Here is a 25,867-nt window from a genome sequence, read left to right as displayed (position 1 = left end):
CCGGCACAGGGCCGGTGATGACGTAGAGGGTGTCAACTGACACCGTGGGAATACCCCGCGTTAGTCGGCCCCAAACTCAGAGACGGTGCGCTTCGCACCCTTTTCATAAAGACGCGTCAGGTTCTCCGTGACCGCTTCCGTGAACCGCGGATCTTTGGGCAGGTCGTCGCCGAAGATTTCGCGCACGCCGAACAAAGCGCTCGCCAGTCTCTCGGCCGAGCCCCCTGCCCGATCGGCCAGTTCCCGTAAGCGAGCCGCCATGGGATCGCGCACGTCGATGGGTGCGCCCTTCTCGTCGATGCCTGTCACATAGCGCATCCAGGCGGCCACCCCGAGGGAGAGCCGCGCGATGGATGCGCCGTCGCGCAGGCGATCGCGGACCGTTCCCAGGAGGCGCTGCGGCAGCTTCTGCGAGCCGTCCATGGCGATCTGCCAGGTACGATGCTTCAGGGCGGGGTTCTTGAAGCGCTCGATGAGCGCTCTCTTGTAAGAGGTCAGATCGGCTCCCGGCGGCATGTGGAGCGTCGGGGTGACCTCCTCGTCCATGAGCCCTTCGATCAGCCGCACGAAGGCCGGATCTGTCATGGTGTCTGCAACGGTCTCGTACCCTGCGAGATAGCCGAGATAGGCCAGGGTCGAGTGGCTTCCGTTGAGCAGCCTGAGCTTCATGTGCTCATAGGGCTCGACATCGGTGACGAATTCGGCGCCCGCGTTCTCCCACGCCGGCCGGCCTTGCGGAAAGCGGTCTTCGATGACCCATTGGGTGAAAGGCTCGGTCACGACAGGCCACGCATCCTCGACACCGAGAGTTTCCCCGATGCGCTCCCGATCCTGATCGCTGGTCGCCGGCACGATCCGGTCGACCATGGTCGAGGGGCAGGGCACCTCGTTTGCCACGAACCGGCCGAGTTCCGGGTCGACCAGTTCGGCGAAGCGGGCCAGAACACGCTTTACCGTGCGCCCATTGGAGGGAAGATTATCGCAGGTCAGAACCGTGAAGGGCGGCACGCCTGCCAAGCGTCGGCGGCGCAGCGCCTCGACGATGAAGCCGGGAGCGGATCGGGGCGTTCTGCGATAAGCGAGGTCATGCACGATATCGGGATGATCCTCGTTGAGGGTGCCGGTCGCCGGGTCGTGGCAATAGCCCTTCTCGGTCACCGTCAGCGTGACGATGCGTGTTTGCGGATCGGCCATCGCGTCGAGAAGATCGTCCGCCGCGCGGGGGGCGACGATGACCCGGCGGATCGAACCGACGATGCGAAGCGCCTCGCCCTCCTTCGACCGCACCGAGAGGGTATAGAGGCCATCCTGCGGCTGAAGCGCATCGTAGGTGTCGGAGCTGCGCAGGCTTGCCGCCACGATGCCCCATTGCGGATCTTCGCCCAGCACATCGTCGGTGTAGACCGCCTGATGCGCCCGGTGGAAGGCCCCGACGCCGAGATGCACGATTCCCGTCTTGACGCCTCTCCGGTCATAAGCCGGGCGGCGAACGCCTTCCGGCAAATCGGCAAGCGAATCTTCGTTCAGGCGGTCTGACATCATGTCCTCAATGCGCCGGCTGCTGCTTCGCGCGGGTGACAATCTGCGTCGGGTTGACGAAGCGCAGCGCGATGATGAGCCAGACCAGGGTCGTTACCATATAGATGACGGCCATGGCATCGATGGATTGCACGGCGCGCACGCCCGCCGCGAAAACCGCGTAATAGAGTGCCACCACGAGGGTCTGACTGGTCGGCCCGGCTACGAGGAAGGTGAGCTCGAACATGGCAATGGTGCGTACCAGCACCAGCAGTAACGCCGCCAGGATGCCCGGCAGAAGCAGCGGCAGGAGTACGTGGATGAAGAGCTTGAAGGTGTTGGCCCCGAAGACCCGGGCGGCCGCCTCGATCTTCGGATCGATCTGCTCGATGAACGGAATCATGACGAGGATCACGAAGGGCACAGTCGGCACGAGATTGGCTGCCACCACGCCCCAGAATGTGCCGGCGAGACCTGTCTGATAGAGCACGGTCGCGAGCGGGATACCGAAGGTGATTGGCGGGATCAGCAGCGGCAGCAGGAAGAGCAGGACGAGAAGCCGCTTTCCTGGAAATTCGCGCCGGGCCAGAGCATAGGCGGCCGTTACGCCGAGCGCGCCGGAGATGAACACGACGGCCGCAATCACCTGGAATGTGACCATCAGCACGTCCCAGAGCTGGAACTCGCTCCAGGCGGAGGAATACCAGCGTGTGGTCCAGCCGGCCGGCAGCCATGTACCGAGCCAGCGGGTGGCGAAGGAACTCGTCACCACGGTCGCGATCATGGCGAACAGGTTGATGACGAAGAAGCCGACGAGGAACCAGATGGCCGCTGCCCAGAGCTTGGAGCCGAGTGTCGTATCGCGGATCATCGGCTTTAACCTTTCGCGCCGGAGGCTGGGCCACGGTAGAACAGGCCGCGGGATGCGAGCACCGCCACCACGATGGCGAGCTGAACGAAGCCCATGATCATCGCGATCGCCGAGGCCATGGAGTAATCGTATTCCTCGAAGGCCGCCGTCGCAGCCGCAATCGAGATGACGCGGGTGACGCCGGCGGGCTCGCCCAGCAGCACCGCCGAGGGAAACACCGAGAAGGCCTGCACGAAGGACAGGCAGAAGGTGATGGCGAATCCCGGCATCAGCAGCGGCAGATAGACATGGCGGAAGCGCTGCCACGCGCTGGCGCCAAGGGTCGCCGCCGCCTGCTCGAGGGCCGGGTCGATGCCCGTGACATAGGATAGGGTCAGTAGGAAGGTGAACGGGAAACCCGTGATCACCAGCGAGGCGAAGACGCCCCAGTAATTGTGGACGAGCTTCAGGGGCTGGGAGATCAGGCCGAAGGTGAGCAAAGTGCGGTTGAACCAGCCCTGCGGCCCGAGATAGTTCAAGAGGCCTTCGGCCACGAGCACCGTGCCGAGCGTGATCGGCAGAACGAGGATCGTGGTCAGAAGGCGCTGGCGCCGCATGAGGCGCACACGAAAAGCAATCGGCACCGCAAGCAGCAGGTTGAGGAGCGTGACGGGAATCGCGAGCCGGAGCGTGTTGGCAATCGTGTCGTAGAGAAACGGGTCCGAGACAAAGCGCTTGTAATTGGCGAGCCAGTCACCGCCGGCCTTGGGCTCGAAGGAGAGCACGAAGCCGAAGGCGAAGGGATAGACGAAGAGCAGCAAGGTGAAGATCGCCGCCGGAATGACGAGCAGGGTCACCGCATCGAATCCTCTCGCCGCGAGCCGCTGGCGCAGGCTCGGGCCACGCTCGACGGGGGCCGCTTGAGCGAGGGCGTCCATCAATGCCTCCCCTGGATCGGCTCCGCGAAGACGAGAACGCGCCCATCATCCGCCCGCAGATGCACCTTGGATCCCGGCTCGACCGGATGGTGGGAGCGGAACACGAAATCGAGCCCGCCGGCCGAATGGGCGGTTCCGACGAATTCACGGCCGCGATATTCGATGGTGTCGACGGTCACGGCAATGGCGTTCGGCCCAGCCTCGCCAACCATGAGATCGTCCGGACGGATGGCGGCATAGGCGGAGGAGCCGACAGACAGGCTTTCACGGGCGACGCCGCTGATCCGTGCGCCCTCTACGTCGAGAACGGCGCGACCGCTGTCGCTTCCGACCACCTGCCCTTTCAGCTTGTTGCGGAAGCCCATGAAGTCGGCCACATCGAGATGAGCGGGCGCCTCATAAAGCTCCTTGGGCGTTCCGACCTGCCTGACCACGCCGTCGCGCAGCACCACGATGCGGTCGGCGAGCGACAGGGCTTCATCCTGATCGTGGGTGACGTAAATGGTCGTGGCGCCGAGTTCGTTATGGATGCGCCGGATCTCCGCGCGCATTTCGAGGCGGAGCTTGGCATCGAGGTTCGACAAGGGCTCATCCATCAGTACGAGCGGTGGCTCGATGACGATGGCACGGGCAATCGCTACGCGCTGCTGCTGGCCGCCGGAGAGCTGGCCCGGCAGCTTGTGCTCCTGGCCGCGCAGGCGAACGAGGTTCAGGGCCTCGTCGACCTTACGGTCGATCTCGGCCTTTGGCCGCCCGCGCATCTTGAGGCCGAAGCCGATGTTCTGGCGCACGTTGAGATGGGGAAAGAGCGCATAGTTCTGGAACACCATTCCGAACCCGCGCTCCTCGGGGCGGAGCGTATCGACCCGGCTCTTGTCGAGCCAGATCGCCCCACCGGTCACAGGCAGGAGACCCGCGATGCAGTTCAACGTCGTCGACTTCCCACATCCCGATGGCCCGAGCAGCGCGATGAACTCGCGCCGCCGGATGGTCAGAGAGACGTCGCGCAAAGCGTTGAGCGCCCCGAAGTCGCGGCTCACACGATCGAGCCGGACTTCGTCGAATTGGGAAAGGGCTATGGTCATCGCGAGTCCTTGTTTGTCGTCTTACTTGCGCTTGGCGCCGCCGACCTGCTCGTCCCAGAGGCGGAAGGCGACGACCATCTGCTCTGGCTGGAGCGGCAATTCGATCGGGTTCTCGGCGATCCACTTCTCGTATTCCGGACGGCCGAATTCCTTGATGGCGGCCTGGCTCTCCGGCGGCGCCATGTCGAGGGTCACGCCCTTCACGGCCGGGCCCGGATAGAAGTAACCCTCGTCAAAGGTGTAGGCCTGCTGCTCCTTGGTGAGCAGGAAGTTCATGAGGTCGAGGAGGACGGCGACCTTCTCGTTCGGCAGGCCCTTGGGCACGCACATGTAGTGAGCATCCGCCACCCAGTGGAAGCCTTTGAGCGCCGCCACCTTCGCCTCCTTCGGCACGACGCCGAGAACGCGCGGGTTGATGTCCCAACCGGTCGTCGACACGGTCATGTCGCGGGAACCTTCCCCAAGCTCCTTCATCACTGCGCCGGTGCCGGAGGGATAATACTCGATGTTCTGCCCGAGCTCCTTCAGGTAGGCCCAGGTCTTGTCCCAGCCCTTGGCGGGATCCTGCGGGTTGCTGTCGCCGAGGATGTAGGGCAGGCCCATGATGAAGGTGCGGCCAGGGCCGGAATTGGCAGGGCGCGCATACAGGAAGCGGCCCGGATTGGCCTTGGTATAGGCCAGAAGCTCTTCCGCCGTGGTCGGCACATTCTTGACCTTATCGGGCATGTATTCGAGCAGCGGACCCGACGGATAATAGGTCACGACGACGCCCTGTCCCTTCGCCAGCCCCTGCATCTTGGCGGCGGCCGGAAGATAGATGTCGTCAAGCTTCGGCAGGGAATTGGTGTGGCCGGGGATCAGGTCGACCCAAAGCTTCTGCTCGATGCCGGCTGAGAGCGCATCGGTGCCGGTGAGCACGAGGTCGATGTCGACGCGGCCCGCATCTTGCTGTGCCTTGATCTTGCCGGCGAGTTCCGGCGCCGTCGCCTTGGTGAAGGTGATGCGCGAAACGAGGTTGGGCTTTGCCTTGCGATAGTTCTCGATAGCCTTCTGCGTCAGCGCCAGGTTTCCGGCAACGTCGATGACGTTGAGTGCGACCGGGCTCGTGGGCAGGGTCGCCTGCGCGAAGCTCGGCCCGCCGAGGGCTGCAACGCCCGCGGCACCGGCGACACCGCCGACGAAAGTCCGCCTGGTGATCAGGTTCGTCATGTCTTCCTCCCGTTCTGTGCGACATGGCTCATGCGCGGCCATGTCCCGTCTCACAGCTTGTAGGCCTCTTTCGCGAGGCGATAGGCAAGATCGTGCGCCACCTCATGCGCCTCATCCTCATCGAGGCGATGGCTCGTCACGAGATTGGCGAGATAGGCGCAGTCGACCCGGCGGGCCACGTCATGCCGCGCCGGAATTGACAGATAGGCCCGCGTGTCGTCGTTGAAGCCGACGGTGTTGTAAAAGCCGGCCGTCTCGGTCGTGAGTTCGCGAAAGCGGCGCATGCCTTCCGGCGCATCAAAGAACCACCAGGCGGGACCGAGCTTCAGGGCCGGATAGTGCCCGGCGAGCGGTGCCAGTTCACGCGAGTAGCTCGTCTCGTCGAGCGTAAAGACGATGAAGGTGAAGTTCGGCTCATTGCCGAAGCGGTCGAGAAGCGGCTTCAGACCGCGGACGTAATCCGTCTGGAGCGGAATGTCCGCGCCCATGTCGCGGCCGAAGCGGCGGAAGAGCGCATCGTTGTGGTTGCGGAAGGAGCCGGGATGGAGCTGCATGACCATGCCGTCCTCCATGCTCATCGCTGCCATCTCGGTCAGCATCTGGGCACGGAACATTTCCGCATCCGCTGGTCCTGAATCGCCCGAGGACACGCGATGGAAAAGCGCTTCGGCAGCAGCCTGCGACAGATCGGCGGTCTTGGCTGTGGGGTGTCCGTGATCGGTGGAGGTCGCGCCATAGTCGCGGAAGAAGGCGCGCCGCTTGCGATGCGCGTCCAGGTAGCCGCTCCAGGTCGCTGTATCGCAGCCGGTGATCTCACCGAAGCGGACCAGATTATCGCGAAAGCCCTCGAATTCAGGATCGATCACCGGATCGGGCCGGTATGCCGTGACCACCCGCCCCTTCCAGCCCGATTGCCGGATGGTCTCGTGATGCTTCAACGGATCGAGCGGGCTCTCCGTCGTGGTGATGGCCTCGATGCGGAAACGCTCGAAGAGCGCGCGCGGCCGGAACTCCGGCGTGCGCAGCGCTTCGTCGATGCGGTCGTAATACGCATCTGCATTCGCGGCAGAGAGCCGTTCGGTGAAGCCAAACAGGGTCACAAAGGTATGGTCGAGCCAGAGGCGCGTGGGTGTGCCACGGAAGAGATGATAATGAGACGCGAAGCGGCGCCAGATCGCCCGCGGATCGCGCTCGACCGGGCTGCCGTCCTTCGTCGCGATTCCAAGCTGCTCCAGCCTGACGCCCTGGCTGTAGAGCATGCGGAAAACGTAATGGTCGGGAATGACGAAAAGCGTCGCCGGATCCGGGAACGGCTCGTTCTCCGCATACCAACGGGGATCCGTGTGGCCATGCGGCGAGATGATGGGCAGGTCCCGTACTTCCGCATAGAGCCGGCGCGCCACCGCACAGGTGGTGGGCTCGACAGGAAACAGCCGGTCCGGATGGATCAGCATGGCGTACTCCCTCAGGCCTCGCCCGAGCCGTTTTCCAGGCCGGTTCCGAGCGCCTCATTGAGCCAACATTAAGCCGTTCCACGATCCTTTGCAATGGTCTACTAGTATGGTAGTGTGCCACTTATGACGAATAGACCAGCCCTTGCGAAGCTCGATCTCAACCGCGAACCCATGGCCCGGCAGGTCACGCGTGCTCTTCGCCAAGCCATCGTCAGCATGAAGATTTCCCCTGGCGAGATGCTGTCCGAACAGGATCTGGCACAGCGATTCGGGGTAAGCCGCTCACCGGTCCGGGAGGCCTTGATCAAACTGAGCGAGGCCGGCCTCGTGCGGGTCCTGCCGCAGCGGGGCACCCAGGTGGTCAAGATCTCGCGGACCGCTGTCGAGGATGCGCGCTTCATCCGCGTGGCGGTTGAATGCGCCGTGGTGCGTGAGGCGGCCCTGAAGGCTACTCCAATGATGCTGGCAGAACTCAATGCCAGCCTGACCCGGCAGCGCCGCGCCCAGCGCTCCACGTCGTCGGACGATTTCATGGCTCTCGACGAGGAGTTTCACCGTCTTCTTGCGGAAACAGCCGGACGGCCTGCCGCGTGGCGCATGATCGAGGATGTCAAACCGCAGATGGACCGGGTGCGGTATCTCGATGTGAAGCAGGCGACCCCGCGTCACCTCATCGTCGCGCAGCATGCGATGATCGTCGACGCCATCAAGGCGTCCGATCCCATTGCTGCCGAAAAGGCCATGAGCCAGCACCTGAGCGAAATCCTGCGATCCCTGCCAGAGCTCGCCGCTAAGCACCCGGATCTCTTCGAGCCCGAGGCCGATGCTCTGCTGGAGGTGCTCAGCGCGTGACACCAATGAAAGAGCAATCCGGAACCATCGCCGACGATCACATTCGGCCCCACCATTAAGAGGCAATCATGGAACAGACTTGGCGTTGGTTCGGCCCCGATGATGTCGTTCAGCTTTCCCATATCTGCCAGACGGGTGCGACAGGCATCGTCACCGCGCTGCATCAAATCCCCTATGGCGTGATCTGGAGCGTCGAGGAGATCGAAAAGCGTAAAGCGCTCATCGCCGCCGACCCTTCGCTCGGCTTGCGGTGGAGCGTGGTCGAGAGCCTGCCGATCCACGAGCGCATCAAGATCGGTGAAGGCGACTTGACGAGCCTGTTCGACAATTACCGCCAATCCATGCGCAACCTCGCGCAATGCGGCGTCACCACGATCTGCTACAACTTCATGCCGGTGGTCGACTGGACACGCACGGAACTGGCCTACCCTCTTCCCGGAGGCGCAACCGCCCTGCGCTTCAACCTCCATGAATTCGCAGCCTTCGATTGCTTCATGCTGGAGCGCCCGGGCGCCGAGGCGGATTATTCGCCCGACGTCCTGAGGCGCGCGAAGGAATGGTTCCTCCGCTCCTCGGAAGCCGATCGGCGCAAGCTTCTCTCCAACATCATGGCTGGCCTGCCGGGAGCCTATGACCGTTACGATGTTCCCGGCCTGCGCGCCATGCTCGCCCGTTACCAGGGTATCGACGCCGCCGCTCTTCGCGAGAATCTCGCCCGCTTCCTGCGCGAGGTGATCCCGACCGCGGAAGAGGTCCGGATCCGGATGTGCATCCATCCCGACGATCCGCCGCGTCCGCTCATGGGCCTGCCGCGAATCGTCTCCAATGCGGACGATATCGCTTTCATTCTCGGCTCCGTCGATTCGCCATCGAACGGACTCACCCTGTGCAGCGGTTCTCTCGGAGCCAATCCCATCAACGATGTTCCAGCCATCGCGAAACGCTTCGCCAACAGAATCTGGTTCGCCCACCTGCGCAACGTCGCCAAGGACCCAGACGGCTCGTTCATGGAAGCCGATCACCTCGGCGGCGATACGGATATGGTCGCCCTCGTCACGGTGCTTCTCGAGGAACAGAAGCGCCGGAAGGACGCGGGAGAAAAGCACTGGCGCATCCCCATGCGGCCGGACCATGGCCACGAACTTCTCGACGATGTCGGCAAACCCACGCATCCGGGCTATCCTGCCATCGGCCGCATGCGGGGCCTCGCCGAGCTGCGCGGCGTGATGCAGGCGGTTTCCGCGCTGCGCGGCCTGCCGCTTTAGGGGCATGTCCGCCCTGTGTGCCGGATCGTCGTTGTGCAACGTCTGAAATGTCTTTCTCCAGGTCATGGCCGGGCTTGTCCCGGCCATCCCGATGGTGTGAAGCGCGACGCTTTCAAATCGAGTTCACCGGCGCAAGGCCGGTGATGACGTGAGAGAATGTCATCCCCGGCCGGAGCGCAGCGGAGGGGAAGGGAATCCATAGCGCCATGCGTTGAATGGATCCCCTTCCCTCGCCTCCGGCTCGCCGGGGATGACACGGGCGGCAGCAAGGAAAGCTGCGCGTCGTGTGCAAAAGCCTACCCGAGCAAATTCCGCAATGTCCGCATGAACACCCGGGCGCCGATGCCGATCAGGTCGTCCGGAAAGTCGTAGTCCGGATTATGCAGGCTCGGGTGGTTCTCGCCCGCTCCTAAGAAGAACATGGCAGCGGGTGCCTTCTGGCCGAAGCGCCCGAAATCTTCGGAGGCTCGCATCGGCAGGTCGCCCTTGTCATGCGGCACGCCTTCTTCATCGAGGGCGCGGCGAAGATGAGCGACGGCCTCGGGTGCGTTCTCGCAATGCAGGAAGATGTCGTCGTGGGAGATCTCGACGCTGAGCCCCTGTTCCCGCGCCGCGCTCAGCACCAGATGCTCAGCGCTCACGCAGAGATCTTCCATGCCGGCATCGGTCAGAGTGCGCAGGGTTGCCCAGATCTCAGCACGTCCGGGAGCGACGCCGAAGGCGGGCTCACCGATCTTCGCATGAGTGACCGTCACCATTGCGAAGTCATCGTCCAGCGGGCCGCCACGGCCGAGGGCAGTCAGCGCCGGCATCAGTTCGGCAACGACATTCATGGGAGAGATCCCCGTCTCCGGCATCGAGGCGTGAGCCGTCTTGCCGTTCAGGACGATGCGCATGCCGCGCGATGCGCAATTGACCGGCCCCTCTGCCAGTGCCACTTGGCCGAATGGCAGGCCAGGGAGATTGTGCAGGGCGAATGCAAAGTCCGGAGAGATCTCGCGAAAGCGCGGATCGGCGACGACGGCCGCCGCGCCGGAGCCATCCTCTTCCGCCGGTTGAAAGAGCAGGACAGCGCGGCCGCGCTGTGGGCGCTGGCGACCGAGCACGCGCGCCAAGCCGGCCAGGATCGCCATATGCCCGTCATGTCCACACAGATGCGCCTTGCCGGGCGTCACTGAGCGATAGGACAGATCGGAGATTTCCTCGATGGGCAGCCCGTCGAGTTCCGCCCGGACCATGACGGTCGGGCCCGGCTCCCTACCCTCGTAGATGGCCGCGATGCCGTGACCGCCGAGACCGGTGATGATCCAGTCCGCTCCGGTCGAAGCCAGGAACGCACGAACCTCCCGTGCGGTCTCGATTTCCTCCCGTGACAGTTCGGGCATGCGGTGCAGCTTGCGTCTGAAGGCAGCGAGCTCAACCATATCTTGATTGGTCAGAACCATGAATCACCTCCGCGCCGGAGCTTGATAGGAGGCAGAACGGCATCGACCGATAATGCTCCGGCCCGTTGCGGCCAGACGGTTATGGAGCAGGGGTTAAGCGCCGATCAACCCAGCAAAATGGCTAGCACGACAAAAGGATGTATCGCGCGTGCGGAATGCTCCGCAGTTGCTGCCCTCCGTCGATCTCGCTAGGTTCGCCTGACCACACCCGTCATTATTAACGTTATTCAATCTCATGAATCTGTTCGTCTTCGGTCTCGGCTATTCGGTCTGCCAGTTCCTCAGCCTTTACGGCGAGCGTTTCACGCAAATCGGCGGCACGGTGCGCTCGCCGGAGAAGGTTCGGGCGATGGAGGCGGAAGGCCTTCAGGCCTACCGATTCGACAGCGCCGGCTACGATCCTCGCATTCTCGACCAGATCGCCCGCGCGGACGCATTGCTCGTCTCCGTACCCACCGTGAACGAGGCGGATCCGGTGCTGGAGCATTTTTCGGAGGCGATCGCGTCGGCTCCCAATCTCCGCTGGGTCGGCTATCTGTCGACGGTGGGTGTCTATGGCAATGCGGACGGCAATTGGGTGGATGAGACGACACCGCCGAATCCGGCGACGATCCGCTCCCGTGATCGCATTGCTGCCGAACAGGAATGGCTCGCGCTTGGCGAGAGCGCTCCGTTTGCCGTGCAGATCTTCCGGCTTGCCGGCATCTATGGCCCAGGCCGCAATGCTCTGGTGAAGGTCGCCGACGGGACCGCCAGATCCATCGTCAAGAAAGGCCAGGTGTTCAACCGGATCCACACGGCCGACATCGCGCAGATCCTGATGGCTTCGATCGAGCGCGCGAGCCCGAACGCCATCTACAACGTTGCGGACGACGAGCCTGGCCCGCCACAGGATGTCATTGCCTATGCGGCGGAACTGCTCGGGCGCGAGCCTCCGCCGGAAGTGCCTTTCGAGGAAGCGGACATGACACCCATGGCACGCTCCTTCTATGCTGACAACAAGCGCGTGCGGAACACGCGCATCAAGACGAAACTCGGCGTAACGCTCCGCTATCCGAGCTACCGTGAAGGTCTGCAGGCGCTTCTTGAGGCCGGCGAGGGACACACGCCGAAGCACTAATGTTGGCGTCTTGCGCCAATTTCCTGCCGAAGGCCATCATCAGCGGTTTGAGGTGATAGCTGTCTTGCGGCATCGCGCCGACAGGCCAGCCTGCTTTCTCGACCGCTTCTGCCGTCACAGGCCCGACGGCGGCGATCAGAATCTGCCGCATGGCGGCATCGAGTCCCTCTTCCCTGCCGAACCGTCGCGCGACCTCCTGCAAGCGCCGCACCTGCGCCGTGCTGGTGAAGGCGATCAGGTCGATGGCTCCGGAAGCAAGCTCTTCGATGAACGTGAGGACCTGTTCATCCTCTTCGTCCGAGGCATAGCGATAACTCAGGATGGGATCCACCTGTGCGCCTGCCGCCTCAAGAAAATTCGGCAAGGCTTCCTCGCCACCCGGGTAGAGCAGAACGCCGATGAGCCTGCCTTTGATAGGGAGGGTGGACAGGGTCTTCATCAATCCGGCCGTCGTCGGTTCTTCCGCCATCATATCCGGGACGAGACCGATGCCGCGCAGGACCTTGGCCGGCTTGGGGCCGCGAGCGACCGTGAAGGTTTTGCTCAACGCGGCAATCACGTCCGCCTCAATGCCTTTCCGACGTGCGAAGCCGAGAAGACGGGACAAGCCCTCTCCGGTATAGAGAACCACGATGTCGTGCCGGCCTTGGACGAGCCGTTCCAGCCAGGCGTCGGCCGGAGCGGAATCCTCCACATCGTGGATCGACACCAGCGGGCAGCGAGCGGCAACGGCGCCATGCCGCTCGAGCATTCGCGTGAACAGATCGAGTTCCCGGCTCTCGGGCACGGCGATGCGACGTCCTTCCAGCATGATCAAGCCGTCGCGCCAAGCATGAGAGGATGTCCAAGTCTCCGGGCATCTGCTTTCGCAGCGCGCTTGAACACACGACCGACACCGATGATGACGGGCTTCGTCGGATCGCGCCTTTCGCTGGCCCAGCCGAGATCGGTGATTGAGCCAGCCCAGCGTTCGTCGCCGCGCGACACGTTCGATACCATCACAGCAGGGAGGGTCGGAGAGCATCCGGCTTCGATCAGACGCTCGGCGATGGCGCCCGCGGTGCCACCGGCCATGTAAAAGATCGTTGTGGTGCTCGGGTCGGCCAGTCCCTGCCAGTCGAGACCGCTCGGTAGCTGGCCGGTCTTCGCGCATCCCGTCACGAACCGGACCGATTGCGCCATGTCGCGATGGGTGAGCGACACACCGAGAGCGGAGGCAAGCGCAATGCCGGCCGTGATGCCCGGCACCACATCGACGGGGATGCCCGCCTTCTCCAGATGCTCGATCTCCTCGCCCGCCCGTCCGAAGATCATAGGATCGCCGGACTTGAGCCGCACCACCTGCTTGCCCTGCAGCGCCAGACGCGTCATGAGGTCGTTGATGTCGTCCTGAGCGCAGGAGGCGCGCCCTCCCCGCTTGCCGACCATCATCCGCTTCGCCTCGCGACGGGCGAGTTCGAGCACATCCTCGGAGACGAGATCGTCGAAGAGGATCACGTCCGCCGACTGAAGAGCCCGCATCGCCTTCAGGGTCAACAGCTCCGCGTCGCCGGGACCGGCACCGACGAGGGTGACGCGTCCAACCGTCTCTCCCGTCTGCGCGGCGATGCGCTCCAGCACCGTCTCCATCGTGTTTCCGTATGTCGCGGGTGCCTTGCCGCGGAACGCCAGATCGGTAAAGCGCTCCCAGAAGGTGCGCCGCGCCATGCCGGGCGGCAGATGCTGCATCACGCGTTCGCGCAGGTGTTTGGCGAAGCTGGCCCAGGACGCAACCGAGGGGTGCAGCAACGTCTCGATCTTGCGCCGGATTGCCTGCCCGAGGATGGGCGCGGCGCCGTCGGTCGAGATGCCGATCACGACGGGCGAGCGGTTGACGACGGAACCGAACTGGAAATCGCAGAAGGCCGGCTTGTCGACCACATTGACGGGCACGCCTACAGCATGCGCGGCAGCCGCAAAGGTCTCGGCCTCATCCTCGTCTTCGAGATCGGCGACGGCGAGAGCGGCATCCTTCAGAATCTCGGCAGACCAACCATTTCGATGCAGAGTGAGCGAGCCGTCCGCACCGCCACGCGCCAACAGGTACTCCATCTCGGGCGAGGGATCGGTCGCATAGATGTCGACGTCGGCGCCGGAGGCCGCGAGAAGCTCTGCCTTCCAGGCCGCTCCCGCCGATCCGCCGACGAGCACCGCGCGGCGATCCTTCAGGTCGAAGAAGACCGGCAGCTTGGCCAGCCGGCCGAGCCGGCCCGGCTCCGCCTCAGACGGCTTTCTTAAGGACTGCAGCATCGATCAACCTCCTGATTTCAACGCGGCAGGAGCCGCAATTCGTGCCGGCGCGCAGGGTTTCCCCAACGGCTTCAACTGATGCGGCGCCGTTCTCGATCGCCGCGGCGATCTGGTTTGCACCGACCGAGAAGCAGGCGCAGACGATGGGACCGGGATCGGCCTGATCGGTACCGGGCCGCCCGCTCAACAGGCGCAGGCGCTCAGTGCCGCGAATGTCAGGCGCTGACAGATGTTCGACCGCCCATGTCCGCGACACGGCCACCGGTTGCGGCGCGACGAACAGCGCACCCAGCAAGGCATCGCCCGCGAAGGTCGCGAGCCGGAAGCTGGCCTGGTCCTGATCGCTGTATGACAGCGTCTCGAGATTCTCACCGCTGCCGATCAGAGTGGCGGCGAAATCTGCCCAATCCTCCACGGGTTCGGTGCCGGCAAGCTCGATGCGCCAGCCTCCCTCGGCCCGGGCCAGCGCCCAGTAATCCGCCCGGATTGTCTCAGGCCGGTTGCGCAGCACCGCAAAGCCGTACCAGGCCGCGTCGAAGGGCTCGATGCTGACGCTGGAGGACTTGAGACCGGGCTGACCGGAGACCGGATCGACCGCAGCGAAGGTCGCCGCACCGATGCGTCCTTGAGCCGTCTGCTGGTCCGTCCAGTGCATGGGAACGAAGATGCTGCCCTTCTGCTGCCGCTCCGTCACCAGCGCGCGGACGATGGCGCTGCCCTGAGGGCTGACGATGCGCACCAGCGTGGCGGGCGCAACTCCGCCATCTTCCGCGTCGTCCGGATGAATCTCGCAGAAGCTTTCCGCGTAATGGCTCATCAGACGCGGCGTCTTCGCCGTGCGCGTCATGGTGTGCCACTGGTCGCGGATGCGGCCCGTGTTGAGGATCAGCGGGAACTCCGGCGAGACCGCCTGCTGCGCGACCAGTGTCGGGACGAACCGCCCTCGCCGGTCGGGCGTATAGAAGCCGCCCGCCGCGAAGAAGCGGGTCGTGCCGGCATCGAGCGCCTCACCCCGCCGGCGCGGCCACTGGAACGGCTCGAGCGCGTCGTAGGCGTTCCCGCTCAATTCGGCACAGGCGCCGATGTCGAAATCGCGTCTTCCATCATTGGCGAGACCGGACAGGGCGGCATGCTCGCGGAAGATTTCGGCGGGCGACTGATAATCGAACGCCTCGGCAAAGCCCATGCGGGCGGCAACGTCGCAGACGATGCGCCAATCTGGCCGTGCCTCGCCGGGTGGCTTCAGGAACGAGCGCTGGCGCGAGATGCGACGCTCGGAATTCGTCACCGTGCCGCTCTTCTCCGCCCAGGCCGCAGCCGGCAGGAGCACATGGGCATGGCGCGTCGTGTCGGTGCGGGTGACATCGCTCACGACCACGAACGGGCATCGGCGCAAGGCCTCTTGGACGGCATCGGCATCGGGCAGGGAATCGGCCGGATTCGTGCCCATGATCCAGATCGCCTTGACCCGCCCCTCGCCGACGGCACGAAAAAGATCGACCGCCTTCAGACCGGGCTTCTCGGCGATGCGCGGACTGCCCCAGAACGAGCGAACCAACTCGCGATGGCTCGCGCTGTTGATGTTCAGATGAACCGCGAGCATGTTCGCCAGTCCGCCGACCTCGCGCCCGCCCATGGCATTGGGCTGTCCGGTGAGCGAGAACGGTCCCATGCCGAGCCGTCCGATGCGACCAGTGAACAGATGGCAATTGATGATGGCATTGACCTTGTCGGTGCCGGCCACGGATTGGTTTACACCTTGGGAATAGGCGGTCACGACGCGCTCGGAACGGCTCCAGAGTGTGTAGAACTCGCGGAGCAGCTCGGCCGGCAGGCGGGTAGCATTCAGCGCCCCGGGAAAGCCGCATTCGCCCGCGGCCTGCAGAGCTGCGTCGAGGCCGGAGGTGTGGCTGTCGACATAGGCGTTGTCGCGCAGCCCCATCCGGTCGAGATGATCGAGCAGGCCGGCGAAGAGCGCCACATCGGAATTCGGGGCGATTGCCAGATGCAGATCAGCGGCCTCCGCCGTCACGGTGCGGCGAGGGTCGATGACAACGATCCTGGTGCCACGCCGTTCGCGGGCCGCGAGAACCCGTTGGAACAGGACGGGATGGCACCACGTCATGTTGGAGCCGACGAGGACGACGAGATCGGCTTCCTCGAGATCTTCATAGGTGCCGGGCACGGTATCGGAGCCGAAGGCGCGGATATGGCCGGCCACCGACGAGGCCATGCAGAGGCGGGAATTGGTGTCGATATTGGCCGCGCCGATGAAGCCCTTCATCAGCTTGTTGGCGACGTAGTAATCCTCGGTGAGCAACTGGCCCGAGCCGTAGAAGGCGACCGATTCAGGGCCATGCTCGGCAATGGTCTCGGAGAAGCGCCGCGCCACCAGATCCAGCGCCTCGTCCCATCCCGCACGGCGCCCATCGACCTCCGGAAAGAGGAGCCTATCGTCGAGGCTCAGCGTCTCACCCAGAGCCGACCCCTTCGAGCAGAGGCGGCCCTCATTGGCCGGGTGCTGCTCATCCCCTTTGATCGCAATGGAGCCGTCCTCCTGCGACGTCGCCACCACGCCGCAGCCGACACCGCAATAGGGGCATGTGGTCCGGATCGGGGTGAGGCTCACGATCCCCTCCTCAGGCAGCGCGGGCCATCAGGGATGAGGCCGCGAGCAGGATGCGCGAGCCCTCGATCCGCAGTGGGATCTTGTGGGTGCAGCCATGGTCCGCGCCCTGTGCTTCTCCCGTTTCCAGGCTGATGACCCAATTGTGCAGTGGACATGTCACCGAATGGCCGTGCACGATACCCTGGGACAGCGGCCCACCCTTGTGCGGGCAGCGATCACGCAGGGCGAACAGCGTCCCGTCCGCTGCCTTGAACACGGCGATGTCGCCGCCGGGCGCCTGCACGACGCGTGATCCGAGAACCGGCACGTCGTCGACCGTACCCACATCGATCCACTCGCTCATTCCGCTGCCTCCGCCAGGGTGAAGTTCGCCATGGGCCTGAACTCGTGCGCATCGCGGCCGGCGACCCGCTCGGCCCAGGGATCGACCTGCGCATTGCGCTGGGAGATCACGAAGCGCTCATAGAGACCTCGGCGCTTCTCGAGATCGTCGACGACAGTCGCGCGAATGGAATCGACGCCGACCCGGTCGGCCCATTTGTACATGCGCTCGAGATAGTGCCCCTGCTCGCGGTAGAGCTGCGTCAGGGCCGCGATGACCTCGATGCACTCGTCCTCCTCCGGCACCTTGCAGAGCAGCTGCGTGCCCTTGATGTGGAGGCCGGCGGCGCCGGCGAAGTGGATCTCGTAGCCGGAATCGACACAGATCACGCCCACATCCTTGCAGGTCGATTCCGCACAGTTCCGCGGGCAACCGGAGACGCCCATCTTCACCTTCGCCGGCGTCCAGGAGCCCCACATGAACTTCTCGATCCTGACGCCGAGGCCGGTCGAGTCCTGCGTGCCGAAACGGCACCATTCCTTGCCGACGCAGGTCTTCACCGTGCGCAGGCCCTTGGCATAGGCGTGGCCCGAGACCATGCCGGCATCGTTGAGGTCGGCCCAGACCGCGGGCAGATCCTCCTTGCGCACGCCCAACAGGTCGATGCGCTGACCGCCCGTGACCTTCACGGTCGGGATATTGTAGCGCTCGGCCACATCCGCGATGGCGCGCAGCTCCCGCGGGTTGGTGAGGCCGCCCCACATGCGCGGCACGACCGAATAGGTGCCATCCTTCTGGATGTTGGCATGGACCCGCTCGTTGATGAAGCGCGAGCGACCGTCGTCCTCGTATTCCTCCGGCCAGTCACAGAGGAGATAATAGTTCAGGGCCGGGCGGCACTTGGCGCAGCCGCAGGAGCTCTTCCAGCCCAGTTCCTGCATGACGGCCGGGATCGACTTCAGCTCCGCCGCGCGGATGAGGCGGCGCACATCGTCGTGGCCGAGATCGGTGCAGCCGCACATCGGCTCGGCCGCCGACTTGGCGAACTTGTCGCCGAGCGTCAGGGTCATCACCTGCTCGACGAGGCCGGTGCAGGTGCCGCAGGAGGCGGAAGCCTTGGTATGCGCCCTCACCTCGGCGAGCGAGCTCAGGCCCTTGTCGGTGATCGCCTGGACGATCTTGCCCTTGCAGACGCCGTTGCAGCCGCAGATTTCCGCATCATCCGGCAAGGCTGCAACGGCCGCCGTAGGGTCCAGGGGGGCACCCCCAACATAGGATTGACCGAAAATCAGGGTATCGCGCAATTCCGTGACATCCGTCTCCTTGCGCAGGAGATCGAAGAACCAGGAGCCGTCCCCGGTCTCGCCGTAGAGCACCGCGCCGACGATGCGGTTCTCTTTGAGCACGAGGCGCTTGTAGATGCCGCGTGCCGCATCGCGCAGGACGATGTCCTGCCGGTCCTTGGCCTCGCCGAAATCACCCGCCGAGAACAGGTCGATGCCGGTCACCTTCAGCTTGGTCGCGGTGACCGAACCGGTATAGGCGGCCGTCTCGTCGCCGGCGAGCTGCGCGGCGACGACCTTCGCCATCTCGTAGAGTGGCGCCACGAGGCCGTAGCAGAGGCCGCGATGCTCGACGCATTCGCCGACCGCGAACACGTCCGGGTCGCTCGTGCGCATGTCGTCGCCGACGAGCACGCCACGGTTGGTCTCGAGGCCTGCCTCCTTCGCCAGGACCGCATTCGGCCGGATGCCGACCGCCATGACGACGATATCCGCCGGCAGCTCGGTGCCGTCATCGAGCCGGACGCCGGTCACATGCGTGTCGCCCAGGATCGCGTGGGTGTTCGCCTTGCAGCGCACCGCGATGCCGCGGTCCTCGAACGCCTTCTGGAGCAGATAGCCCGAGGACGGATCGAGCTGGCGCTCCATCAGGGTCGGCATGAGGTGGAGAACCGTGACCTCCATGCCCTGCGCCTGCAGGCCGGCCGCCGCCTCAAGCCCGAGCAGGCCGCCGCCGATGACGACGGCGCGACCGCCCTTCCCGGCCGCTTCGAGCATCGTGTTGACGTCGTCGAGATCGCGGTAGGTGACCACGCCCGGCAGGGTCGCTCCGGGGATCGGCACCACGAAGGGCACTGAGCCGGTGGCGACGAGAAGTTGATCGTAATCTGCCGTCGTTCCGTCCGCCGCGGTCACGCGCTTGGCCTGCCGGTCGATCGCGACGACCTGCTTGCCGCGATGGAGGGTGATGCCATGGGTCTCGTACCAGGCATCGTCGTGGATGAGGATGTCCTCATAGGCCTTCTCGCCCGAAAGAACCGGCGAGAGCATGATGCGGTTGTAGTTTACCCGCGGCTCGGCGCCGAAGATCGTGACCTCGTATTCGCCGGGAGCGCGCTCGAACAGCTCCTCCAGGGCACGGCCTGCGGCCATGCCGTTGCCGATGACGACAAGCTTTCTGGGCATCGTCACTCTCCTTACGCTGCGAGTGTCGGAGCCCGGTGGCGTGCATAGAGGAACTCAAGCACGGCGGCACGGGCGTCGTTGTAAGTGGAATTGCCGACCAGCTCGAGGCGCCTGCGCGGACGCTCGAGGTTGACGCTCAAGTCCTCGCCGATGGTGGCGGCAGGACCGTTCGTCATCATGACGATCCGGTCGGAGAGCAGCACCGCTTCATCGACATCATGGGTGATCATGATGATGGTGTTGCCGAGGCGGCCGTGGATCTCCATGACCTGATCCTGGAGATGGGCGCGGGTCAGAGCATCGAGGGCACCGAATGGCTCGTCGAGCAGCAGGATCTTCGGCTCCATGGCGAGCGCGCGAGCGATGCCGACGCGCTGCTTCATGCCGCCGGAGATCTCGTGAGGCCGCTTGTTCTCCGCATGAGCCATATGCACCAGCTCGAGATTGTGCCGCGTCCAGTCGCGGCGCTCCGCCTTCGACTTCCTGCCGCGGAAGACCTTGTTGACGGCGAGCTCCACGTTTTCGCGCACGGTCAGCCAGGGCAGGAGAGAGTGGTTCTGGAACACCACGGCGCGGTCCGGCCCCGGGCCCTCGACCGCCCTGCCCTCCAGGAGCACGCCGCCCTGGCTCGGCGGCAGAAGGCCCGCCACGATGTTGAGCACCGTGGATTTGCCGCAGCCGGAATGGCCGATGATCGAGACGTATTCGCCCTTGTCGATGGAGAGGTTCACGTCCCGCAGCACTTCCGTCGTGGCGCCCGCGCGTTGGAAGGAGATGCCGACGTGGTCGATCTTGAGATAGGCCATGATGCTTCTCCCTATTGCGCAGCGGTGCCGCGGGTGAGCAGATGGCCGATGGCTGCGATGGAACGGTCGAGCAGGAAGCCGACGACGCCCACATAGACCAGGGCCACGATGATGTCGGAGATGAGCGAGGAGTTCCACGCATCCCAGATGAAGAAGCCGATGCCGACGCCGCCGATCAGCATCTCGGCCGCCACGATGGCAAGCCAGGACAGGCCGATGCCGATGCGAAGGCCGGTGAACATGTGTGGCACCGTTGCGGGCACCATGATGCGGGTGAAGAACTCGATGGGCGACAGGCGTAGGACCTTGGCGACGTTGCGATAATCCTGCGGGATGTTGCGGATGCCGACCGAGGTGTTGATCAGGATCGGCCAGACGCTCGTGATGAAGATCACGAAGATTGCCGAAGGCTGCCCGTCGCGGAAGGCCGCCAGCGAAAGCGGCAGCCAGGCGAGCGGCGGGATGGTGCGCAGGACCTGGAACACCGGATCGAGGCCACGCATGGCGAGCGTCGACTGGCCGAGCAGGACGCCCACTCCGATTCCGACGATCGCAGCGAGGATATAGCCGTAGCCGACGCGCACGAGAGAGGCCGACACGTGCCAGAAGAGTCCCTGGTCGATGCCGTTTCCGACCTTGAACGGATTGACGATGATCTCCCAGCTGTCGTCTATCACCTTGAGAGGGCTTGGAAGCGCCGAAGTGGGCCCCGATGCCAGCATCTGCCAAAGCAGCAGCAGCAGGGCGATGGTCAGAACCGGCGGCGCCAGTTGTGTGGCGACGCGGCTACCGATCTTCAGGGCGCGGGAGGCAAGGCTGACCGGCTTCGGTGCCAGCGGATGCAATGCAGCCTGCTGTGCCGGGAGGGCGACCTTCGGATTCGGGAGGGCGAGGACGCGTGCGGAATGAACCATGAGCCTGTTCTCCGAATTTTACGCGATGCGCTTGATGGGCAGGCTCGCCAGATAGGCCTGCGGATTGTCCGGATCGAAGACCTTGCCGTCGAAGAAGGTCTCCTTGCCGCGGCTGTCGCTGGCCGGGATATCGCTTGCGGCGATGCCGAGGGTCTTCGCCGCCTCCCGCCAGAGATCGGCGCGGTTGACCTTGTCGACCAGCGCCTTGGCGTCGGTGTTCGTCTCGAACTTGCCCCAGCGGATGTTCTCCGCGATGAACCAGAGGTCGTGCGACTTGAACGGGAACGAGGCATGGTCGCGCCAGAACTTCATGATGCCGGGCGAGTCCTTCACGACCTTGCCTTCGATGCCGTAGTCGTATTCGCCCTTCTGGCGCGGCAGGATGTCGGCGACGGGCACGTTGAACCAGGCGCGGGTGCCGACGATCTTGCACATCTCCTCGCGGTTCTCGAGCTTGTCGCACCAGGCCTGAGCCTCCATCACGGCCATGAGCAGCGCTTTCGCTGCCTTCGGGTGCTTGTCGACCCAGGCAGCGCGCAGACCGAGCGCCTTTTCGGGATGCTTGTTCCAGATCTCGTAGGTGTTGGCTGCGGTGTATCCGAGCTTCTGGTTGATGAGCTGCGCATTCCACGGCTCGCCGACGCAGAACGCATCCATCGTGCCGACCTTCATGTTGGCGACCATCTGCGGCGGCGGCACCACGATGGTGGAGACGTCCTTGTCGGGATCGATGCCGCCGGCGGCGAGCCAATAGCGGATCCAGAGATCGTGCGTGCCGCCCGGAAAGGTCATCGCGACCTTCGGATCACCGCCGGCCGCGCGCTTTTTCGCGAAGGCCTCCTTCAGCGGGGATGCATCGAGGCCGAGCTTCAGGCCGTTATATTCGGCGGCGACGGAGATCGCCTGCGCATCGAGGTTGAGGCGGGCGAGAATATACATCGGCGTCGGCACGCTGCCCTGCGTCACCTTCCCCGTCGAGATCAGATACGGCATCGGCGTCAGGATATGAGCGCCGTCGATGCCGTTCGCCTCGGAGCCGAGCACGAGGTTGTCGCGGGTCGCGCCCCAGGAGGCCTGCTTCAGCACCTCCGCATCCGGCAGCCCGTGCTTTGCGAAGAAGCCCTTTTCCTTGGCGACGATCAGCGCCGCCGCATCGGTGAGTGCGATGTAGCCGAGCTTGACGGTCTTCGTCTCCGGCTCCGCACTCTGCGCGAATGCACCGCCGGGGAAGGCCGACTTCACAGCGGCGAGCGTCAAGGCGGCGCTGGCGCCGCGGAGCGCGTCTCGACGGGTGATCTTCGGTGTCTGCATCGTGCTTCCCCTGTTCCTGCCGTCACGCCATGCGGACGAGAGTCGATGAAACTTCATCAGGTGGATCCGCCTGGAGCCCGAGGCTCGATCACAGACGCAGATCTCCTGTTGCCGGACCATGCAGGCCCGGCCGAAACGCAAAAAACGCCGCGAGATGAACTGAATGCCGCAGGTGAGCGGGCACAGCTGATCCAGCGACGTCGTTGTCGGGAACGCCTCTTTTGAGGCATCAACGGTCCGTCATCGTTGACGGCCTATCGTTTGAGAGTGGCTCGGACTTCGTTGTCCCGCCCTTCTCTCACTTAGAAAAGGTACAGACTGCCTATATCTTGCTCAAGGTCATAATTTGTGCACTGCGCCTTTGTTGTGTGCGGTGCAATGCCTATTCCACGACCGTCGGCTTGATCCCGTTCCGGATGTCGAAACCTGCCACGTAGCCGGGAACGTCATCGGGCACGAAGCGTCGCCCATCGATGAACTTCTCTAGTTCTGCGCCCTCGATCCTGCTGTCGACGGACGGTATCGGAACGCCCGAGCTTCCCAGAACCGCGCGATACATGTCAGGACGGTAGGCTGCCCGGACTTGGGATAGACCGGTCTCGTCGTAGGCAACCTGTCCCCAGCGCACCATCTGGCTGTAGATCCAGAGCGCCTGGCTGATCCAGGGGAAATTTGCCGACTGATCGTGGAAGGTCAGGTAGTTCTCCACATGCCGCGTCCTGCCGTCGGGATCCACCGTCAGTTGCCCGGAAAGCAGGCGCAGGATCATCTCGGATGGAACGCCCAGATAGGCAGGATCCGACATCATGTCCGCCAAGGCCTTGTGGTTCCGCTCGTCATCACACCAACGGGCTGCGGCATCGAGTGCAACGATGAGGCGAGACAGCGTCTCCGGATTTTCCTCCGCCCATTCCGGGCTGACACCCAGCACCTTTTCCGGCGCAGAGGGCCAGATATCGGCCTTGGTCGCCACCATGCGTCCAACGCCTTTCTCCACCGCGATTACGTTCCAAGGGGCATTGACACAGAAGCCATCGATGGCTCGCGCCGCCATCGCATCAACGGTGAGCGGAGGCGGTACGATCGTCATCGTCACGTCAGTGTCAGGGCTGATCCCGGCTGCCGCGAGCCAGAACCGGAATTCGTAATTGTGGGAGGAGAAGGGATAAGTCATGGCGAAGACGAGCGGCTTCTTGCCAACGTGCCGCCTCCGCTCGACCACCTGCTTCAGGGCCCGGCCGTTGGTGAGCGCGTCCTCCGAGCCATCGAGGCCGGCGAGTGCCTGCATCTCGCGATAGAGCTCGACCGAAAGCGTGATCGCGTTGCCGCCGCGCCCGAGGGCGAAAGGTGTGAAACAGGGATAGGGGTTGGATCCCAGATGAAGCTGCGATGCGATCGGCATCGGACTCAGCATGTGGGCAACGTCGAATTGGCGAAACGCCAGCCGGTCGCGAATGTTGGACCACGACACATCTTTGATCAATTCTAGGCGAATGCCCTCGCGACGGGCAAACCCCTGCTCGGCGGCAGCCACCAGCACGGCCATGTCGACAAGGGGGATGAACCCGACACGGACCAGACGCTCGGGCACCGGACACCCCCTCGTCTCCGAGGGAGTGTCATTGACCGACCCGGCCTGATGCATGGGTCCACTCCCCGCCTCTTCCAAATCCCGCACGCTTATTTCTCCAGCAGGGAAGCTGCGGTCACCACGCTTTGGGCGATGTCGACAAGCTTCCTTTTCTCGTTCATGGCAGTCTGGCGAAGCAGGCCATAGGCCTCCTCTTCCGAGAGCTGCCTCGTTCTCATGAGAATGCCCTTCGCCCGCTCGATCACCTTTCGAGAGGCCAGTTCGCTGCGTGCCTCCAAAAGCTCACGCTGCAGACGCTCGAAGGCATTGAAGCGGCTCACCGCCATGTCCACGATGGGCTTCACACGCTCCTTGCGCAGTCCATCGACCACATAGGCGGACACGCCCGCCTCCACCGCTGCCTGGATCATGGATCCATCGGATCGATCCACGAACATGGCCACGGGGCGTGACACCAGCTTGGAGACCTGGAACATCTGCTCCAGGACATCGCGGCTTGGGTTCTCGATGCCGATGATGATCACATCCGGATCGATGGTGCTCAGGCGCCGGAGCATGTTGGTCATCGTCTCGATGACCTCTACGTCCACAATCCCGGCCTCCCGCAATCCATCGACGAGAATGGCCGCCCTGATGCTGTTTTCCTCGATGATCGCAACGCGAAGGGGCCGCTGACCGTATTGGGTGTCTTTGGTCAAATTCCTGAACGCTCTCGCTGCGAAGGATGATCCACTAACCAAAGCATGAGGCAAGTTTCAGGCCAAAGTCTCCTTGCTTGGAGAACTGCAGATTGACCACTCCCGTTGCGTAAACTTTAGGCAAATGCCGCCCAGCCTTTCCAAGCACGGTGATAGACCCCCTCGCCTCTACGACTAATGGATCAGCAGGGTTTGACCAGGGAACCATCACCGAACCAGTTGCCAATTGGTTCGGCGTTGAGCTAGTTTCCTTTCGTCGAAGACCCGGGTTACGAAACAACGGATCGCGCCCGGAATACCAGCAGCAAGATTAGTACGCGCGGAGCGAAGTCTTCATGGACAACCCTGAGTCCCTACCGGATAGCTCCAACTTCGCCCTCGGGCGGTTGCGGGCTCTTCTGGAGGAAAGCTCTCTCGATGGGGAGCAGCGCCTCCCCTCCGAGCGGTTGCTGGCCGCCCAGATCGGCATCGGTCGACGGGCACTGAGGCGGGCACTCGAGGTGCTGGAAGCCGAAGGCCGGATCTGGCGCCATCAGGGCAAGGGCACCTTTCTCGGACCTCGCCCGCCCGAGCCGCATGCCAATCTCGAAGAACTGTCCCGGCGAACCAATCCGCTCGAAGTGATGGATGTGCGCCTGGAGATCGAACCGGCCCTGGCCCGGCTCGCTGCTCTCCGCGCCTCGAATGGCGACATCGAACGGTTGATGCATCTCGCTGACAAAACCGCCTCGACCTCCGATGCGGATGGACGGGAACTCTGGGACAGCGCCCTGCACCGGGCCATTGCGGAGGTTGCCGGCAACGCCCTCCTTCTGGCGATCTTCGACATGGTCGACCGCATCCGTCAGGACACCACCTGGCGGATCCTGCGCGAGCGGGCGCGGTCCGGCGCCCGGCAGCAGATTTACGTGGACCAGCACCGGCGCGTCATCGCAGCCATTGCCCAGCGCGAGGCCCACGCGGCGGAACGGGCGATGCGCGAGCACCTCGCATTCGTCCGGGATGGCCTTCTGAAAGTCATGACGAGCCCCTTACCCGACGGCGCCATCCAAGAAGCAACAATTTCAGACAACACTGAGGATCAACGTCTCCATGGGACTTGA

Annotated in this window: 21 protein-coding genes; 4 read left to right on the top strand and 17 right to left on the bottom strand. The window is 64.1% G+C overall.

The annotated features are described in order from the left end of the window. Window positions 1-60 precede the first annotated feature (60 nt). From JO965_RS12350 to uxaC, 6 genes are read right to left on the bottom strand one after another with little or no spacing between them, the layout of a single operon-like run. Complete coding sequence (locus JO965_RS12350) at window positions 61-1,539, bottom strand: mannitol dehydrogenase family protein (protein ID WP_203444167.1); 1,479 nt, start codon at window positions 1,537-1,539, stop codon at window positions 61-63. Between the two features lie 7 nt (window positions 1,540-1,546). Further along, window positions 1,547-2,389 (bottom strand): ABC transporter permease, encoded by an 843-nt coding sequence (locus JO965_RS12345; RefSeq protein WP_203443891.1) that lies wholly within the window; start codon window positions 2,387-2,389, stop codon window positions 1,547-1,549. 5 nt (window positions 2,390-2,394) lie between these two features. Beyond that, window positions 2,395-3,306, bottom strand: coding sequence for an ABC transporter permease (locus JO965_RS12340; RefSeq protein WP_203443890.1), 912 nt, complete (start codon window positions 3,304-3,306; stop codon window positions 2,395-2,397). Continuing rightward, the gene (locus JO965_RS12335) at window positions 3,306-4,391 is read right to left on the bottom strand and encodes an ABC transporter ATP-binding protein (protein ID WP_203443889.1); all 1,086 of its coding nucleotides are present in this window, start codon (window positions 4,389-4,391) and stop codon (window positions 3,306-3,308) included. The genes JO965_RS12340 and JO965_RS12335 overlap by 1 nt, the downstream gene beginning before the upstream one ends. Window positions 4,392-4,412: 21 nt before the next feature. Continuing rightward, window positions 4,413-5,600, bottom strand: coding sequence for an ABC transporter substrate-binding protein (locus JO965_RS12330; RefSeq protein ID WP_203443888.1), 1,188 nt, complete (start codon window positions 5,598-5,600; stop codon window positions 4,413-4,415). 50 nt (window positions 5,601-5,650) lie between these two features. Then, on the bottom strand, window positions 5,651-7,054 hold the full coding sequence (gene uxaC, locus JO965_RS12325; protein ID WP_203443887.1) for a glucuronate isomerase: 1,404 nt from the start codon (window positions 7,052-7,054) through the stop codon (window positions 5,651-5,653). A gap of 123 nt (window positions 7,055-7,177) precedes the next feature. Between uxaC and JO965_RS12320 the strand changes: the two genes are divergently transcribed. Both JO965_RS12320 and uxuA read left to right on the top strand, forming a co-directional pair. After that, window positions 7,178-7,906: a GntR family transcriptional regulator gene (locus tag JO965_RS12320; protein WP_203443886.1), complete on the top strand. Its 729-nt coding sequence runs from the start codon at window positions 7,178-7,180 to the stop codon at window positions 7,904-7,906. Between the two features lie 68 nt (window positions 7,907-7,974). Then, window positions 7,975-9,171: a mannonate dehydratase gene (uxuA, locus tag JO965_RS12315; RefSeq protein ID WP_203443885.1), complete on the top strand. Its 1,197-nt coding sequence runs from the start codon at window positions 7,975-7,977 to the stop codon at window positions 9,169-9,171. A 296-nt stretch (window positions 9,172-9,467) separates the two neighbouring features. Here uxuA and JO965_RS12310 read toward each other — a convergent pair whose 3' ends face one another. Continuing rightward, entirely contained in the window at window positions 9,468-10,616 is a 1,149-nt protein-coding gene (locus tag JO965_RS12310; protein WP_203443884.1) for an amidohydrolase, read from the bottom strand. 235 nt (window positions 10,617-10,851) lie between these two features. Here JO965_RS12310 and JO965_RS12305 point away from each other — a divergent pair, with 235 nt between their 5' ends. Next, entirely contained in the window at window positions 10,852-11,736 is an 885-nt protein-coding gene (locus JO965_RS12305) for an SDR family oxidoreductase (protein WP_203443883.1), read from the top strand. Here the strand turns inward: JO965_RS12305 and JO965_RS12300 are convergent. From JO965_RS12300 to JO965_RS12255, 10 genes are all read right to left on the bottom strand, one after another. Next, window positions 11,639-12,547: a uroporphyrinogen-III synthase gene (locus tag JO965_RS12300; protein WP_203443882.1), complete on the bottom strand. Its 909-nt coding sequence runs from the start codon at window positions 12,545-12,547 to the stop codon at window positions 11,639-11,641. The genes JO965_RS12305 and JO965_RS12300 overlap by 98 nt on opposite strands. Before the next feature lie 2 nt (window positions 12,548-12,549). Beyond that, window positions 12,550-14,025, bottom strand: coding sequence for a siroheme synthase CysG (gene cysG, locus JO965_RS12295; RefSeq protein ID WP_203443881.1), 1,476 nt, complete (start codon window positions 14,023-14,025; stop codon window positions 12,550-12,552). Continuing rightward, window positions 13,997-16,654 carry a nitrate reductase gene (locus JO965_RS12290; RefSeq protein WP_203443880.1) on the bottom strand — a complete coding sequence of 886 codons (2,658 nt, stop codon included), beginning with the start codon at window positions 16,652-16,654 and terminating at the stop codon, window positions 13,997-13,999. The genes cysG and JO965_RS12290 overlap by 29 nt, the downstream gene beginning before the upstream one ends. A 10-nt stretch (window positions 16,655-16,664) precedes the next feature. Continuing rightward, window positions 16,665-16,997, bottom strand: a complete 333-nt coding sequence (nirD, locus tag JO965_RS12285; protein WP_203443879.1) for a nitrite reductase small subunit NirD — start codon at window positions 16,995-16,997, stop codon at window positions 16,665-16,667. Next, the gene (gene nirB, locus JO965_RS12280; protein WP_203443878.1) at window positions 16,994-19,444 is read right to left on the bottom strand and encodes a nitrite reductase large subunit NirB; all 2,451 of its coding nucleotides are present in this window, start codon (window positions 19,442-19,444) and stop codon (window positions 16,994-16,996) included. The genes nirD and nirB overlap by 4 nt, the downstream gene beginning before the upstream one ends. An 11-nt stretch (window positions 19,445-19,455) precedes the next feature. Further along, on the bottom strand, window positions 19,456-20,250 hold the full coding sequence (locus JO965_RS12275; RefSeq protein WP_203443877.1) for an ABC transporter ATP-binding protein: 795 nt from the start codon (window positions 20,248-20,250) through the stop codon (window positions 19,456-19,458). 11 nt (window positions 20,251-20,261) lie between these two features. After that, window positions 20,262-21,164: a nitrate ABC transporter permease gene (gene ntrB, locus JO965_RS12270; RefSeq protein ID WP_203443876.1), complete on the bottom strand. Its 903-nt coding sequence runs from the start codon at window positions 21,162-21,164 to the stop codon at window positions 20,262-20,264. Between the two features lie 18 nt (window positions 21,165-21,182). After that, entirely contained in the window at window positions 21,183-22,475 is a 1,293-nt protein-coding gene (locus tag JO965_RS12265) for a CmpA/NrtA family ABC transporter substrate-binding protein (RefSeq protein WP_203443875.1), read from the bottom strand. A gap of 382 nt (window positions 22,476-22,857) precedes the next feature. Further along, a complete protein-coding gene (locus JO965_RS12260; protein WP_203443874.1) occupies window positions 22,858-24,120 on the bottom strand; it encodes a CmpA/NrtA family ABC transporter substrate-binding protein in 1,263 nt (420 codons plus the stop codon). 35 nt (window positions 24,121-24,155) lie between these two features. Further along, a complete protein-coding gene (locus JO965_RS12255; RefSeq protein ID WP_203443873.1) occupies window positions 24,156-24,764 on the bottom strand; it encodes an ANTAR domain-containing response regulator in 609 nt (202 codons plus the stop codon). Window positions 24,765-25,099: 335 nt separating this feature from the next. Between JO965_RS12255 and JO965_RS12250 the strand changes: the two genes are divergently transcribed. Continuing rightward, window positions 25,100-25,867 (top strand): FadR/GntR family transcriptional regulator, encoded by a 768-nt coding sequence (locus JO965_RS12250; protein WP_203443872.1) that lies wholly within the window; start codon window positions 25,100-25,102, stop codon window positions 25,865-25,867.

The organism is Microvirga sp. VF16 (genome assembly GCF_016864375.1).
Classification (GTDB): Bacteria; Pseudomonadota; Alphaproteobacteria; order Rhizobiales; family Beijerinckiaceae; genus Microvirga.
Note: the sequence above shows the minus strand (reverse complement) of the source record. Positions and strands in the feature narration are given on the sequence as shown.

What these genes read in the sequence shown, in the direction of transcription:
- JO965_RS12350 (WP_203444167.1), bottom strand. Translation starts at nt 1,539, where the DNA reads ATGTCAGACCGCCTGAACGAAGATTCGCTTGCCGATTTGCCGGAAGGC.
- JO965_RS12345 (WP_203443891.1), bottom strand. Translation starts at nt 2,389, where the DNA reads ATGATCCGCGATACGACACTCGGCTCCAAGCTCTGGGCAGCGGCCATC.
- JO965_RS12340 (WP_203443890.1), bottom strand. Translation starts at nt 3,306, where the DNA reads ATGGACGCCCTCGCTCAAGCGGCCCCCGTCGAGCGTGGCCCGAGCCTG.
- JO965_RS12335 (WP_203443889.1), bottom strand. Translation starts at nt 4,391, where the DNA reads ATGACCATAGCCCTTTCCCAATTCGACGAAGTCCGGCTCGATCGTGTG.
- JO965_RS12330 (WP_203443888.1), bottom strand. Translation starts at nt 5,600, where the DNA reads ATGACGAACCTGATCACCAGGCGGACTTTCGTCGGCGGTGTCGCCGGT.
- uxaC (WP_203443887.1), bottom strand. Translation starts at nt 7,054, where the DNA reads ATGCTGATCCATCCGGACCGGCTGTTTCCTGTCGAGCCCACCACCTGT.
- JO965_RS12320 (WP_203443886.1), top strand. Translation starts at nt 7,178, where the DNA reads ATGACGAATAGACCAGCCCTTGCGAAGCTCGATCTCAACCGCGAACCC.
- uxuA (WP_203443885.1), top strand. Translation starts at nt 7,975, where the DNA reads ATGGAACAGACTTGGCGTTGGTTCGGCCCCGATGATGTCGTTCAGCTT.
- JO965_RS12310 (WP_203443884.1), bottom strand. Translation starts at nt 10,616, where the DNA reads ATGGTTCTGACCAATCAAGATATGGTTGAGCTCGCTGCCTTCAGACGC.
- JO965_RS12305 (WP_203443883.1), top strand. Translation starts at nt 10,852, where the DNA reads ATGAATCTGTTCGTCTTCGGTCTCGGCTATTCGGTCTGCCAGTTCCTC.
- JO965_RS12300 (WP_203443882.1), bottom strand. Translation starts at nt 12,547, where the DNA reads ATGCTGGAAGGACGTCGCATCGCCGTGCCCGAGAGCCGGGAACTCGAT.
- cysG (WP_203443881.1), bottom strand. Translation starts at nt 14,025, where the DNA reads ATGCTGCAGTCCTTAAGAAAGCCGTCTGAGGCGGAGCCGGGCCGGCTC.
- nirD (WP_203443879.1), bottom strand. Translation starts at nt 16,997, where the DNA reads ATGAGCGAGTGGATCGATGTGGGTACGGTCGACGACGTGCCGGTTCTC.
- nirB (WP_203443878.1), bottom strand. Translation starts at nt 19,444, where the DNA reads ATGCCCAGAAAGCTTGTCGTCATCGGCAACGGCATGGCCGCAGGCCGT.
- JO965_RS12275 (WP_203443877.1), bottom strand. Translation starts at nt 20,250, where the DNA reads ATGGCCTATCTCAAGATCGACCACGTCGGCATCTCCTTCCAACGCGCG.
- ntrB (WP_203443876.1), bottom strand. Translation starts at nt 21,164, where the DNA reads ATGGTTCATTCCGCACGCGTCCTCGCCCTCCCGAATCCGAAGGTCGCC.
- JO965_RS12265 (WP_203443875.1), bottom strand. Translation starts at nt 22,475, where the DNA reads ATGCAGACACCGAAGATCACCCGTCGAGACGCGCTCCGCGGCGCCAGC.
- JO965_RS12260 (WP_203443874.1), bottom strand. Translation starts at nt 24,120, where the DNA reads ATGCATCAGGCCGGGTCGGTCAATGACACTCCCTCGGAGACGAGGGGG.
- JO965_RS12250 (WP_203443872.1), top strand. Translation starts at nt 25,100, where the DNA reads ATGGACAACCCTGAGTCCCTACCGGATAGCTCCAACTTCGCCCTCGGG.